The sequence below is a fragment of the Gryllotalpicola daejeonensis genome (assembly GCF_039538145.1).
GTDB lineage: Bacteria > Actinomycetota > Actinomycetes > Actinomycetales > Microbacteriaceae > Gryllotalpicola > Gryllotalpicola daejeonensis.
Genome location: NZ_BAABBV010000001.1, coordinates 1,884,556 through 1,897,356 on the forward strand (window position 1 = coordinate 1,884,556; position 12,801 = coordinate 1,897,356).

Annotated in this window: 12 protein-coding genes; 7 read left to right on the forward strand and 5 right to left on the reverse strand. The window is 70.3% G+C overall.

Annotated elements, in window-relative coordinates; translation table 11 throughout:
* Both ABD736_RS09250 and ABD736_RS09255 read right to left on the reverse strand, forming a co-directional pair.
* Positions 1 to 789, reverse strand: a complete 789-nt coding sequence (locus tag ABD736_RS09250; protein WP_344791461.1) for a phosphatase PAP2 family protein — start codon at positions 787 to 789, stop codon at positions 1 to 3.
* Positions 786 to 1,889: a glycosyltransferase gene (locus ABD736_RS09255; protein ID WP_344791462.1), complete on the reverse strand. Its 1,104-nt coding sequence runs from the start codon at positions 1,887 to 1,889 to the stop codon at positions 786 to 788. The genes ABD736_RS09250 and ABD736_RS09255 overlap by 4 nt, the downstream gene beginning before the upstream one ends.
* Before the next feature lie 119 nt (positions 1,890 to 2,008).
* On the opposite strand from ABD736_RS09255, the gene ABD736_RS09260 reads away from it, so the two are divergent.
* The gene (locus ABD736_RS09260; RefSeq protein WP_344791463.1) at positions 2,009 to 3,511 is read left to right on the forward strand and encodes a sugar transferase; all 1,503 of its coding nucleotides are present in this window, start codon (positions 2,009 to 2,011) and stop codon (positions 3,509 to 3,511) included.
* Positions 3,511 to 4,116, forward strand: a complete 606-nt coding sequence (locus ABD736_RS09265; RefSeq protein ID WP_344791464.1) for an N-acetyltransferase — start codon at positions 3,511 to 3,513, stop codon at positions 4,114 to 4,116. Before ABD736_RS09260 ends, ABD736_RS09265 begins: the two co-directional genes overlap by 1 nt.
* A gap of 60 nt (positions 4,117 to 4,176) precedes the next feature.
* Here the strand turns inward: ABD736_RS09265 and ABD736_RS09270 are convergent, their stop codons facing one another.
* Positions 4,177 to 6,270, reverse strand: a complete 2,094-nt coding sequence (locus ABD736_RS09270) for an acyl-CoA dehydrogenase family protein (RefSeq protein WP_344791465.1) — start codon at positions 6,268 to 6,270, stop codon at positions 4,177 to 4,179.
* Positions 6,271 to 6,530: 260 nt separating this feature from the next.
* On the opposite strand from ABD736_RS09270, the gene ABD736_RS09275 reads away from it, so the two are divergent.
* A complete protein-coding gene (locus ABD736_RS09275) occupies positions 6,531 to 7,136 on the forward strand; it encodes a YdcF family protein (RefSeq protein ID WP_344791466.1) in 606 nt (201 codons plus the stop codon).
* Between the two features lie 15 nt (positions 7,137 to 7,151).
* On the opposite strand, the gene ABD736_RS09280 is transcribed toward ABD736_RS09275, so the two are convergent.
* Positions 7,152 to 7,712 carry a TetR/AcrR family transcriptional regulator gene (locus tag ABD736_RS09280; protein WP_344791467.1) on the reverse strand — a complete coding sequence of 187 codons (561 nt, stop codon included), beginning with the start codon at positions 7,710 to 7,712 and terminating at the stop codon, positions 7,152 to 7,154.
* Between the two features lie 82 nt (positions 7,713 to 7,794).
* Here ABD736_RS09280 and ABD736_RS09285 point away from each other — a divergent pair, with 82 nt between their 5' ends.
* The gene (locus tag ABD736_RS09285; protein WP_344791468.1) at positions 7,795 to 8,721 is read left to right on the forward strand and encodes an SDR family oxidoreductase; all 927 of its coding nucleotides are present in this window, start codon (positions 7,795 to 7,797) and stop codon (positions 8,719 to 8,721) included.
* Between the two features lie 47 nt (positions 8,722 to 8,768).
* On the opposite strand, the gene recQ is transcribed toward ABD736_RS09285, so the two are convergent.
* On the reverse strand, positions 8,769 to 10,652 hold the full coding sequence (gene recQ, locus ABD736_RS09290) for a DNA helicase RecQ (protein WP_344791469.1): 1,884 nt from the start codon (positions 10,650 to 10,652) through the stop codon (positions 8,769 to 8,771).
* A gap of 58 nt (positions 10,653 to 10,710) precedes the next feature.
* On the opposite strand from recQ, the gene ABD736_RS09295 reads away from it, so the two are divergent.
* The 3 genes from ABD736_RS09295 to ABD736_RS09305 are packed head-to-tail and all read left to right on the forward strand — an operon-like array spanning position 10,711 to position 12,707.
* Positions 10,711 to 11,304, forward strand: a complete 594-nt coding sequence (locus tag ABD736_RS09295) for a hypothetical protein (RefSeq protein WP_344791470.1) — start codon at positions 10,711 to 10,713, stop codon at positions 11,302 to 11,304.
* A 42-nt stretch (positions 11,305 to 11,346) separates the two neighbouring features.
* Entirely contained in the window at positions 11,347 to 12,066 is a 720-nt protein-coding gene (locus ABD736_RS09300; protein ID WP_344791471.1) for a YcnI family copper-binding membrane protein, read from the forward strand.
* On the forward strand, positions 12,063 to 12,707 hold the full coding sequence (locus ABD736_RS09305; protein WP_344791472.1) for a copper resistance CopC family protein: 645 nt from the start codon (positions 12,063 to 12,065) through the stop codon (positions 12,705 to 12,707). The genes ABD736_RS09300 and ABD736_RS09305 overlap by 4 nt, the downstream gene beginning before the upstream one ends.
* Positions 12,708 to 12,801: the final 94 nt, after the last annotated feature.

Sequence of the window (12,801 nt, forward strand, 5' to 3'; positions counted from 1 at the left end):
CTAACACTGAGTCGAGTTTTTCTCACTTGGTATGTGATCACTCGGCACCCCCAGAGAACGGGGCATGCCGGCGGCGGCGATGAGCCGCACCGCGCTGAGCCACAGGAGCAGCACGATGGCGGGGCCGAGCAGCACCGGCGCATGCACGAGCGCAGCGAGAGCGACCAGAACGACCGCGGCTGACGTCAGGGCGATCGCGCCGCGCCGGGTCCGGCCGGAGCTCGGCGGCCAGCACAGGGCGGCAGCAACGCCGGCCAGCAGCACACCCCCCACCGCGTCGCTCGCGCGATGGGCGAACGAGAGCGGCTCTGCGAGTGCGGCGAGAACGACGAGCAGCACGAGCGCTCGGCGGCGCCACGGTCGCGCGCGCAACCGCGGCGCCGCGCCCCACGCCGCTGCGGCGACCGCTGCGGTGAACGCGACGTGCCCGCTCGGGAACGTGTTGCTCTCATAGCCGAAGCGGCCGAAGAACGGCCGCGCCAGAAGGATCTGCTTCAGCAGCTCCGCCAGGCCCACCGCGAGCAGGCCCGTCATGAATGCTCGCCCGGCGAGGGCGAAGCGCCTGTTCAGCAGCAGGTCGGCAAGAAGCAGGATCGAGACGCCGCCTGCCGTGGCGAGCAGCACCACCCGCAGCACCCCGGCGGCGCTGTGCGCCCACGCCGGCACCCAGGGGAACGCACCGAGCGAGGCCGCGTCGAGCTGCTGACCGAGCGGCGTCAGCACGGCCGCCGCATAGACGGCGAGGAAGGCGAGTGCGAAAGCGCCCGCGCGAACCGCGGCGCGGGTCACGCCACCGGCTGCCCGACCCCGGCCGCGTCGGCGAGCCGCGCGGCGAAACGCGCCGCCGAGAAGGACTCGGCATGCTCGGCGATCAGCTGCGGGTCCCACGTGATGCGCTTGAGCTCGTCGACGGCGCCGGCGATGTCGGCCGCGTCGGGCTCCTCGAAGAAGACGCCGGTCTCACCCGCGCGCACCGTGTCGAGGAATCCGCCGTCATGAAGGGCGAGCGACGGGCGCCCGAACGACGCCGCCTCGAGGGGCGCGAGCCCATAGTCCTCGTAGGCGGCGGCGACGAGCGCGAGCGCGTTGCGATACAGCCAGCGCAGCTGGGCGTCCGTCACGCCGCCCACCAGGTGCACCGAGGCGGAGCCCCGCGCGATACCCTCGAGCCGCGCCCGGTCGGGCCCCCGACCCACGACGACCAGCCGAACGTCGCCGCGCGCGAGCACCGCGCGGATCACGCGGTCGACGTTCTTGTATGGAAGCAACCGAGCGACGACGAGCAGATAGCCCGGCTCGATGTCCGGAAGCTGCTCTTCCGGGCCGTCCGGCAGCAGCGCAGGGGGCGGTGGCACCACGTCGGCCTCGATGCCGTAGGCCTCGCGAACCGCGGTGCGTACCGCGGTCGAGTTCACCAGATAGCGGTCCGCGGACATCGCCGCGACCCGATCCCACTCGCGCAGCCGGGGCCCGAGCAGCGACACCGCGGTGCGGACCGCTGCGCCGCGGACGCCCGTGCCACCGGCGTAGCGGCCGGTCTGGTAGAGCCAGCGCGCCGGCGCGTGGCAGTAGACGATCTTGCGCCCGTCGGTGCGCATTCCGTGCGCCCAGCCGCTCGAGCTGGCGATCACGACATCGGCGTCGATACGGATGCGGTCGACGTCGGCCGCGAGGAACGGCAGGGCGAGACGGTGCGATTGGCGCAGTCGTGCATGCCGATTGAGCGCAGAAGGGCGAACGTCGCGCCCCGCGAACTCAGGGAAGGTCGCGCCCGGTTCATACAGCGTCGTGTACAGCGGAGCCCCTGGGAACGCATCGGACATCGCGAGTGCGACTCGCTCGGCCCCTCCACGCTGTGTCAGATAGTCGTGCGCCAATGCGATGTCCATGTGACTATGATGAGAAATCCTCGTCTCGCGCCACCAGCCCCCGCACTGGGGTAAATGAGAAAATCTCACACCAGGTTATCGTCAACATACCCGAGTATTCCTCATCTGAGGGCGAGATCATGACGACCGACGCACACCCTTCACTGCTTCCCATCGCGAGGGCACTCCCCACCCCGTCCCGCGTCGAGTTCAGGCGTTCCCCCGAGGCACGGCTGGCACGGCGCTACCTCTCCCGACTGCGCATCACCGATGCCGCAGTCATCGCCCTCGCGATGGGAATGACCTTCCTGGTCCGATTCACCCTCGGCGGCGGTCAGTCGGGCCTCGCGGCCGCCACCACCTCGGCGCTCGACTGCCTCGCAATCGGATTCGTCTGGTACGTCGTGCTCGGAGTGATCGGCGCCCGCGATCACAAGCAGCTCGGCATCGGCACCGCCGAGTATCGGCATCTTCTCGCCGGCAGCGTCGTCACGTTCGGCCTCGTCGGAATCACCGACATCGTGCTGGGTGCGAATCTCGACCGTGAGTACCTCCTGGCCTTCCCACTCGGCGTCGCCCTGCTCTTCGTGACGCGCTGGGGTTGGCGCAACTGGCTCGTCTCGAGCCGCACCGAGGCACGGCATCTGCGTCGCGCGATCGTCGTCGGGACCCGCGACGACGTGAGCTACGTGCTCGGGCAGATCAAGAGCATCGGCGGCCCGGCCTACAACGTCGTCGGCGCAGCGCTCGCCGACCCGAGCGCCTCGCATCTGCGTGTCGGCGCGACCGACGTGCCGGTGCTGTGCGGCTACGAGGGAGTCGCGCGTGCGGCATCCATCACAGAGTCCGACGCGGTGATCGTGGCCAGCCAGCCCGCCGACAACCCCAAGTACGTGCGCAACCTCAGCTGGAGCCTCGAGAGCTGCGGCGCCGATCTCGTGCTCGCCTCTCGCCTCGTCGACGTCGCCGGTCCGCGCATGCGCTTCATGCCCGTTCCCGGCCTGCCGCTCATCAACGTCGAGATCCCCCGCTTCGACGGCGGCAAGCACGCACTGAAGCGACTCATCGACGTCCTGCTCTCCGCGCTCGCGCTGATCGTCCTCTCGCCGCTGTTCCTGGCGACCGCGCTCGCGATCAAGCTCGACGACGGCGGCCCCGTGCTGTTCAAGCAGGTGCGCGTCGGGCGCGACGGCAGCCGCTTCCGCATGATCAAGTTCCGCTCGATGGTGCCGGATGCCGAGGCGCGACTCGCGGCACTGGAGAACAGCCAGGACAGCGGCAACGGCGTGCTCTTCAAGATGAAGAACGACCCCCGCATCACGCGGGTCGGCCGTTTCCTGCGGGCGCACTCCATCGACGAGCTTCCGCAGCTGTGGAACGTCTTCGTCGGCGACATGAGCCTCGTCGGGCCGCGGCCGCCGCTGCCCTCCGAGGTCGAGAAGTACGAGCACCACGTGCACCGCCGGCTCTTCATCAAGCCGGGCGTGACAGGCATGTGGCAGGTCAACGGCCGCAGCGACCTCGACTGGGACGAGAGCGTCCGCCTCGACCTCTACTACGTCGAGAACTGGTCGCTCGCGGGCGATCTCGTCATCCTGTGGCGCACCGCCAAGGTCGTGCTGCGCGGGGAAGGCGCGTACTGATGGCGCCGCACGCCATCGCGCACGGAGTCCCTCCTCGTGTGCATGAATCGGCCCGCATCGCCTCGGGGGTGAACCTCGGCGACGGCTGCGAGATCCGCAGCGGGGCCGTGATCGGCGCCCACGCGCACATCGGCACGGGAACGATCATCGGCGCGCGCAGCTACGTCGGGCGCACCGTCTTCATCGGCAGCGGATGCGTGATCGAGCACGACGTGCAGGTGCACGAGCCCGCGCTCATCGAAGACAGCGTGCAGATCGCCGCGGGCGTCGTGCTCGCGAATGGCGCAGCCCTGGGGCTCGCAGCTGCTGTCGCCGACCAGGACGTGCTGCACGGCGTGATCGTGCGCGCCGGAGCCGTCATCGGCGCCGGCGCCGTGTGCACCGCGCCCCTCGTCGTCGGCCGCTGGGCGATCGTCGAACCGGGGGCCGTCGTGACAGGGGACATTCCGGACCACGCGGTGATGGCCGGCAACCCGGCGACGCAGATCGGCTGGGTCGGGCGCACCGGCACCCAGCTCATCAACGTCGACGGCGAGCTCTGGCAGTGCCCGGCGACCGGCGAGAGCTACCGCCTGGTGAAGGGCATCATGCGGCGCAGCGCGTAGCGCGGTCGCTCACCGCGTCTTCTTCGGCTCTGTTCTCCTCGCGCGCCGAGCGCGCGGTGCTCACCGCTTCTTCGTCTTCTTCTCGTCGATCGGCGCCTCGCCGCTCGCGCGCAGGTTCGCGTAGTGCGCCCGGGCCTCGTCCTGGCGGATACCCTCTGCGCCAGAGGCGATGGGCGCGCGCACGTGCTCGGGCTCGAAGCCGAATGCGCCGATGAGGTCGAGCGTGTGCGGGCGCAGGCGCTCGAGCAGGCGGTTGATGTAGCCGGTGACGGCCTGGCCGCGGCGCGCTGAGATGCGGCCGTGCGTCAGGTACCACGCCAGGTGCTTCTCGAACAGCGTGAAGGTGAAGAGGGAGTGCACCCAGCCGAGGACCGTCTTGGTGCCGGCATCCGTCACGCCATCGAGCGCGTCCGTGAACGCCTGCCACTGCTGCAGCTCACCCCAGGCGCGGGATGCCTCGATGAGCTGGTCCTGGTTGGCGTTGAACGCCGCCGCCTGCTCAGGCGGGGTGGCGCGGCGCACCTTGTTCAGCTCGGCGCCGATCTCGGCGATCATCGTGTCGACGCGATCCTGCAGCAGCGCGCGCTGGGTCTCGTGATCCTTGAGGGCCTCGATGCCGTGACCGACGCCCGCGAGGTCGCGCAGATTCTGCCCGACGCGGCGGATGCCGCCCTCGTTGAACGCCTTGCCCGCGACCTGCGCGGCCGCGAACTTCGCGAGGTCGACGCCGGTCGCGCCCTTGAACTGCTTCGCGTAGTCGGTCAGCAGACGCTTGCCGACGAGCTGCAGCAGCACGTTGTTGTCGCCCTCGAAGGTGACGTAGACGTCGAGGTCGGCGCGCAGGCCGACGAGCCGGTTCTCGGCGAGGAATCCGCTGCCGCCGCACGCCTCGCGTGCTTCCTGCAGAGTGTCGAGCGCGTGCCAGGTCGACAGCGGCTTGAGCGCCGCCGCCAGGGTTTCGAGGTTCTGGCGGTTCTCGTCGGTGTCTGCACGGCCCGAGAAGACGTCGTCGAAGGCGTTCAGCAGCACGTCGTGCGCGAAGTACTGCGCATAGGTCTGCGCGAGGCGCGGCAGCAGGCGGCGCTGGTGGCGCTGGTAGTCGAGCAGCACCTGCTCCTGGCCGGGAACCGCCGACGCGAATTGGCGGCGCTGGCTCGCATAGGTCAGCGCGATGAACAGGCCGAGAGCGCTCGCGATCGTCGTCGAGCCGTCGAGCGAGACGCGGCCCTGCACGAGCGTGCCGAGCATCGTGAAGAAGCGGCGGCCGGGGCTGTCGATCGAGCTGGTGTAGGTGCCGTCCGGCGCGACGTCGCCGTAGCGGTTCAGCAGGTTGGTACGCGGAATGCGCACGTGGTCGAAGTGCAGCCGGCCGTTGTCGACGCCGTTGAGGCCGCCCTTGTGGCCGTCGTCCTCCCCACCGATGCCCGGAAGGAACTCGCCGGTCTCCGCGTCGCGGATCGGCACGTAGAAGCAGTGCACGCCGTGGTTCACGCCCTTGGTGATCAGCTGGGCGAACACCGTCGCGGCGGTCGCGTGCTTGGCCGCGTTGCCGAGGTAGTCCTTCCACGCGCCGCGGAACGGCGTGTCGATCACGAACTCCTCGGTGTCGGGGTCGTACGTGGCGGTGGTGCCGACGCTTGCGACATCCGACCCGTGCCCCGTCTCGGTCATCGCGAAGGCGCCGGGCACCTTCAGGCTGATCGCGTCGGGAAGGAAGGTGTCGTGGTGGTATTCGGTGCCGAGGTGCAGGATGGCCGCTGCGAACAGACCCCACTGCACGCCGCCCTTGATCTGCAGGCTCGGGTCCGCGGTCACGAGCTCTTCGAAGGCGGCGAGGTTGCCGCCGGCGTCTTCGAGGCCGCCGAGGCGCTTCGGGAAGGCGCGCAGCTGGAAGCCCTGAGACGCCTGCACCTTCATCTGCTCGAGCGCCCGCTCACGCTGCTCATCGAGGCTGTAGCCGTCGACCTTGTGGAATCGAGAGTCCTTCGCGACCTCGCGCGCCTGCAGCCGCACCTCGGGGTAGCTGCCGCGCAGCATCCGCTCGACCAGCGCGACGTCCAGCTTCGGCTCGCTTCCCGCAGCACCGGATGCCTGAGACGCCGGCGTGCTCGCGGGCGTGGTGCGCTGCGTGGTGCGCGGGGCTGTGTCGACCATTGACCTACCTGCCTAACGGAAATCGTCGAGTGCCGGGCCGCGCTCGCGCAGCCCGCAGATCTTCACAGCACGCTACGTCTACGGCTGCGGCGAGCGCACCGAATCGGTGCGGGGTCTACAACCGGGGCGGCGGTCGGCGCCGGGGCCGATTGTCGGAACCGTCACAAAAGGTGACCTTTGGTTGTGTGCTGCAACGCACCGTGCCCTGAGCTCCCCCACCCATCAGCCGCGCATTCACTCGCGTGCGCTTCAATGAGCGGATGCTGGACGAAGGGCAGGCGACATCCAACACAGGCCCCGCGCGCGGGCTGAGGCCCGGCCGCCGTGCGCGCCTGGCTGCCGCGTGGGTCGCGGCCGCGCTCACCTTCCTGCTCGTCGCCGCGCTCGCCGGCCTGCCCATCTACGTCTTTCCGCACACCGATCGACCGACCAAAGCCGACGCAGTGATCGTGCTCGGGCCGAGCTCGCGGCAGCGCATCGCCGCAGGCACGCGGCTCGTCGACGCCGGCTACGCGCCACGGCTGTTCATCTCGATGCCCGCCGACAAAGCCCGCCTGTCGCCGTGCCGCCAGCCGAATGCGGGCTGCTTCATCCCCGATCCGTCGACGACCCGCGGCGAGGCGCTGTTCGCCCTCGAACAGGCGCGGGCGCACGGCTGGTCGAAGGTCGTCGTCGTGACGGGCGACTCGCACATCACCCGCGCGCGCTTCATCTTCGGGCGCTGCGGCGGCGTCAATCCCGTGATGATCGGCATCAGCGAGCGGCGCACGCTGTTCGCCTGGGGCTACCAGTACGTGTACCAGACCGCCGGGTTCGCGAAGGCGCTGATCGTCGGCTGCGCGCACCCGGCGCCCGAGGACGGCTGACCGACGCGATACGCGTCAGCGGGTCAGCGCACGCAGCTCGTCGAGCACGCCGATCGCGATCGCCCCGAGATCGGTTTCCTCATCGCGCGCCACCCATCGCGTGAACGCCTGGTGGAAGGCGACGGTCGTGAGCTCCGCCGTGAGCGCCGCCGCCGGGGCGGGCACGCCGCGGGCGACGAGCGCCGCCGCGATCGCCTCACCGAGGTGCAGCTGCTTGACCAGCTCGCGCTCCTGAAGGGCCGTGTGCGCGCCCACCACGGCTGCGCGGCGGCGGGCATACGGATGCCTGCCCACGAACCACTCCCCCGCCGCGCGCAGCGCAAGCGCCGCCGTGTCGAGGGGGCTCGCCTCAGCCGGGGCCGCGGCAACGGCATCCGTGAACACGGCGTTGTACTCGGCCGGGTCACCGAACAGCACCTCGCGCTTGTCGGCGTAGTGGCGGAAGAAGGTGCGCTCGGTGACGCCGGCGCGCGCCGCGATGTCGGCGACGGTGGTCGCCTCGTAGCCGCGCTCGTCGAACAGCTCGAGCGCCGCCTCGGCGAGGCGCTCACGCGCGCCCGGCTCCCAACGTCCCATGCACATATTCTAGGTGATGACAGAAACTGACATGGGTGCTACCGTGATGTCAGATCATGACATCACTGAGACGGGAGAGATCATGAAGGTTTTCGTCACGGGCGCGAGCGGTCACATCGGGCAGCTCGTCACGGCAGAGCTGGTGGGCGCCGGGCATGAGGTCGTCGGGCTCGCGCGATCGGATGCCGGCGCCGAGCGTGTCGCCAAGCAGGGCGGCATCCCCGTCGTCGGCACGATGGACGAGACTGCGCGGCTGGCCGAGCTCGCCGCGGAGTCGGACGGCGTCGTGAACCTCGCGTTCAAGCACGACAGCGGCGACTTCGCTGAGGCGCTCGCCGCCGACCGCGCGCTCATCGAGGCGATCGCGGGGGCGCTCGAGGGCTCAGGCAAACCGTTCTTCGCCGCGTCGGGCACGATGATGGTCGCGAACGCCGGCGCCCCCGGCACTGCGAGCGGGGCTGCGGCGACCGAGGACACGCCGTTCGACCCGGCGCACGCCCACCCGCGCGCGGTCACCGACCACCTGCTGCGCGAGCTCTCGAAGCGGGGTATCCGCTCTGCGGCGCTGCGCTTCGCGCCGACGGTGCACGGGCCGGCCGACCTGCACGGGTTCATTCCGTCGCTGATCGAGGGCGCCCGCCGCGACGGCACCTTCGGCTACATCGGCGAGGGCGAGAACCGCTGGCCCGCCGTGCACAACCTCGACACGGCGCACCTGATCCGCCTCGCACTCGAGAAGGACGACCTGCCCGCGGGGGTCGCGCTGCACTTCGCCGCCGACGAAGGCATCCCGTTCCGGCAGATCGCTGAGGCGATCGGCCGCGGTGTCGGGGTCCCGGTCGGCCCGGTCGCACCGGAGGAGGGGGCGACGCGGTACGGGTTCGTCGGGTCGTTCATCGGCATCGACAACCCGACGTCGAGCGCACAGACCCGCGAGCTGCTGAAGTGGGAACCCACTCACAACGGCCTGCTCGAGGACCTCGCCGACGGGTTCTACTTCAGGCGGTAACGCCCAATACGCACGCTAGGGAGGACGATTCGCGCGAATCGCCCTCCCTACGCGTCGTCTTGGGCGGCACGCGCGACGACCTCGAGCAGCGCGTCGCCGTACTGCTCGAGCTTCTTCGCGCCGATGCCCGTGATGCCCTCGAGCTCGGCGCGGTGCGCCGGCCGGGCGACCGCCACCGCGCGCAGCGTCGCGTCGCCGAACACGATGTAGGCAGGCACCGACTGCTCGCGCGCGGTGGCGGCCCGCCACTCGCGAAGCGCCTCGAAAAGCGGGCGGCCTTCCTCGGGCAACTCGGTCTCGCCCACCCGTGCTCGCGGCGCCCGAGCCACCGCGCGGCCGGCCGATTCGTGCACGTCGCGGCGCAGTTCGACGCGGCGCTCGCCGCGCAGCACCTCGGCCGAGGCATCCGTGATGACGAGCGTGCCGTAACCGTCGTCGCTCACCGCGAGCAGACCGGATGCCAGCAGCTGCCGCACGACGCCCCGCCACTGCGCCTGGTTGAGCTCGTTGCCGATGCCCCACGTCGCGAGCCGCTCGTGGCCGTTCTGCTCGACGCGCGGCGTCTGCTTGCCGGTGAGGATGTCGATCAGGTGCCCCGCACCGAACTGCTGGTTGCGCTCGCGCTTGAGGCGCACGACGGTCGACAGCAGCTTCTGCGCGGGCACGGTGCCATCGAACGTCTCGGGCGGGGCGAGGCAGGTGTCGCAGTTGCCGCAGGGCTGCGATTCCTGCCCGAAGTACGACAGCAGGTTCACCCGGCGGCATGAAACCGTCTCGCAGAGGGCGAGCATGGCGTCGAGGTGGTGGCCCATGCGCTGCTTGAAGGCGCGGTCGCCGGGCGACTTGTCGATCAGCTGCCGCTGCTGCACGACGTCGGCGAGGCCGTAGGCGAGCCAGGCAACCGACGGCTGCCCGTCGCGGCCCGCGCGCCCCGTCTCTTGGTAGTACCCCTCGACCGATTTCGGCAGATCGATGTGCGCCACGAACCGCACGTCGGGCTTGTCGATGCCCATGCCGAAGGCGATGGTCGCGACGATGACGACGCCGTCTTCCCGCAGGAAGCGCGCCTGCGCCCGCGCGCGCACAGCCGGGTCAAGGCCCGCGTGATAGGGCAGGGCGTCGATGCCCTGCGCGCGCAGGAACTCGGCCGTCTTCTCGACGGTCGCGCGGCTCAGCGCATAGACGATGCCGGCCGCGGGCACCGGCACCCCTGCGGCGTCGACCGACGCCGCCTGCTGCTCGCGGATGAAGGAGACGAGCTGCCGGCGCACCTCGTCTTTGGGCACGATGCGGTACTGGATGTTCGGGCGGTCGAAGCTCGCGACGAAGTGCTTCGCGCCGTGCAGCGCAAGCCGCTCGGTGAGCTCACGGTGGGTCGCCTCGGTCGCCGTCGCGGTGAGTGCGATGCGCGGCACGTTCGGCCACAGCTCGGCGAGGTTCGACAGCCACAGGTAATCGGGACGGAAGTCGTGCCCCCACTGGCTCACGCAGTGCGCCTCGTCGATGGCGAACAGCGCGATCTCACCCTGCTTCAGCAGCTCTTGCACGCGGGGCGTCGTGAGCCCCTCCGGTGCGACGTAGAGAAGGTCGAGCTCGCCCGCGATGAAATCGTGCTCGACCTGCCGCCGCTCGTCGAGCGACTGGGTCGAGTTGAGGAACTCCGCCCGCACGCCGACGGCCCGCAAAGCATCCACCTGATCTTGCATGAGCGCGATCAGCGGCGAGATCACGACGCCGGTTCCGCGCCTGATCAGCGACGGAATCTGGTAGGTGAGGCTCTTGCCACCACCCGTCGGCATCAGCACGACGGCGTCGCCGCCGGCGACCAGCTGGTCGATGATCGCAGCCTGATCGCCGCGGAACTCGCTGTAGCCGAAGACACGGTGCAGCACGTCGAGAGGGGTCTGAGTCTCCACGCGCGCGTCGGCCATGCGCCCCACAGTAACCGGGCCCGCCGACACTCAGCGGCGCGCGCCTAATCTTGTGGATATGGACCGACGGCAGCAGCGCGCCCTTCGCGGCGCCGGCGCCTCGGCCCTCGCCGTCTTCGTTGCCGCGCTGTTCCACGCCGCGGGCGGCGGCACACAGCCGACGGCGCTCGCTCTCGTGGTGAGCTTCGTGCTCGCGGCGCCGGCGTGCGTTCTGCTCGCCGGCCGGCGCACCTCGCTGTGGCGCCTCGCCGCGTCGGTCGCGCTCAGCCAGTTCGCGTTCCACTTCCTGTTCGGCCTCGGGCAGCCGAGTGACGTGCGCTTCGGCGGCGACACCGCGATGGCCGGCATGCCTGGCATGCACCTCACTGTCTCGGGCGGCCGCGCGGCAGCCGCCACCACCTCGATGTGGCTGGGTCACGTCATGGCCGTGCTGGTCACGATCGTCGCAATCCGCCATGGCGAGCGAGTGATCGAGCGGATGCTGGCTCTCGCCACGCGTTTCCTCGTCACCGCCCTCGCGCTGATCTCGGCGCCGAGCATCGAGCGCCCGCACGCGCCGGGCGCCGCGACGCTCACACCCCCGGTGCTCTTCCCGCAGTTCCTCGTCGGGACGACCCGGCACCGCGGTCCTCCGGTTCGATTCGCCCTCTGACACCAGCGAATCCCGAATCCGACCGGAAAGAACTCCGTACAAATGAAAAGACGCTTCACCGTGCGCGCCGCGGCCGCCCTCGTGGCCGGTGCTGCACTCGCCGTCGCGGCACCCCTCGCGGCCAGCGCCCACGTGCGCATCGACCCGCAGACCGCCGCCGCGGGCGGCTACTCCTATGTCAGCTTCCGCGTGCCGACCGAATCGGCGACGGCGAGCACCGTCGGCCTGACGATCGAGTTGCCGACTGATACCCCCTTCACCTCGGTCAGCTACCAGTCCGTTCCGGGGTGGACCGCGAAGGTCACGACCGGCACACTTCCGAAGCCCGTCACGATCGACGGAACAACCGTCACCTCGGCGCCCACCGCGGTCACCTTCACCGCCACCGACGGTGGCATCAAGCCCGGGCAGTTCGGCGTCTTCACACTGTCGCTCGGCAAGGTGCCCGACACCGGGAAGGTGGAGCTGCCCGCGACACAGAAGTACTCCGACGGATCGGTCGTGAACTGGGACCAGCCGACGCCCGCGAGCGGAGAGGAGCCGGAGCACCCCGCCCCCACGCTCTACATCAACGACGCGCCGCCGGCCGGCGAGTCAGCCGCGGTGACGGCCACCCCCGCGCCTGGGGCGGCTGCGCAGGCATCCGATCACCAGAATCTTGACATCGCCGCTCTCGTGGTCGGCTTCGCCGGGCTCGTGGTCGGGGCCGCGGGCCTCGTCGTCGCCGTGGTCGCGCTGACCCGGAAGCGGGCATCGGCATGAGCGCAGCGAGACGTTCCATAAGGGTGGATCGCGCGTCGCGAAGCGCCATTTCGGCACTTCTGGGCGGCGTCGTTGCGGCGCTTATCGCGGCGGCGCTCGCGTTCGTGCCGGCGACGGGAGCGAGCGCCCACGACTACCTCGTGTCGAGCACTCCCGAGGCGAACTCGACGGTCGCCGAGGCACCGTCGGCGGTCACGCTGACCTTCGACGACATCGTGCTCGACGAGGGCGGGCACGGCGCGCTCGTGCAGGTGACGGACGCCTCCGGCCGCAACTTCGAGACAGGGTGCGCCAGCGTGGAAGGCCGCGAGGTCTCCGTGCCGGTCGCGCTCGGCGCAGCGGGAGCCTATCGGGTGACCTGGCAGGTCGTCTCGGCCGACGGGCACCCGGTGAGCGACTCGTTGCAGTTCACCTACCGCGGGCAGAAGGTCGGGGCCGGGCGCGTCGGCCCGATCGCGAAGTGCGGCACGACCGTGGCGGCTCCGAAGGCCCAGGCGACTCAGGCGCCTGAGCAGGCATCCATCTCACCCACCGCCATCGTCATCATCGCGGTGGCGGGCGGAATCGTGGTGCTTGCGCTGGTCGCCGTGCTTCTCGTGGTCGTGCTGAGCGCGCGGAAACGAAACGGCGCGCCGAGCTGAATTCTCGGCAAGCGGGCCTCCGACGGGAATACATCGGTCCATAGCTGAGCTATAGTTAGTTAGCAAAGCACAACTAACTACCCTTCGGAGGGTC

Coding starts and splice junctions, on each gene's coding strand:
- ABD736_RS09305 (WP_344791472.1), top strand. CDS start 12,063: ATGAGCGCAGCGAGACGTTCCATAAGGGTGGATCGCGCGTCGCGAAGC.
- ABD736_RS09295 (WP_344791470.1), top strand. CDS start 10,711: ATGGACCGACGGCAGCAGCGCGCCCTTCGCGGCGCCGGCGCCTCGGCC.
- ABD736_RS09255 (WP_344791462.1), bottom strand. CDS start 1,889: ATGGACATCGCATTGGCGCACGACTATCTGACACAGCGTGGAGGGGCC.
- ABD736_RS09280 (WP_344791467.1), bottom strand. CDS start 7,712: ATGGGACGTTGGGAGCCGGGCGCGCGTGAGCGCCTCGCCGAGGCGGCG.
- ABD736_RS09275 (WP_344791466.1), top strand. CDS start 6,531: ATGCTGGACGAAGGGCAGGCGACATCCAACACAGGCCCCGCGCGCGGG.
- ABD736_RS09270 (WP_344791465.1), bottom strand. CDS start 6,270: ATGGTCGACACAGCCCCGCGCACCACGCAGCGCACCACGCCCGCGAGC.
- ABD736_RS09260 (WP_344791463.1), top strand. CDS start 2,009: ATGACGACCGACGCACACCCTTCACTGCTTCCCATCGCGAGGGCACTC.
- ABD736_RS09285 (WP_344791468.1), top strand. CDS start 7,795: ATGAAGGTTTTCGTCACGGGCGCGAGCGGTCACATCGGGCAGCTCGTC.
- ABD736_RS09300 (WP_344791471.1), top strand. CDS start 11,347: ATGAAAAGACGCTTCACCGTGCGCGCCGCGGCCGCCCTCGTGGCCGGT.
- ABD736_RS09265 (WP_344791464.1), top strand. CDS start 3,511: ATGGCGCCGCACGCCATCGCGCACGGAGTCCCTCCTCGTGTGCATGAA.
- recQ (WP_344791469.1), bottom strand. CDS start 10,652: ATGGCCGACGCGCGCGTGGAGACTCAGACCCCTCTCGACGTGCTGCAC.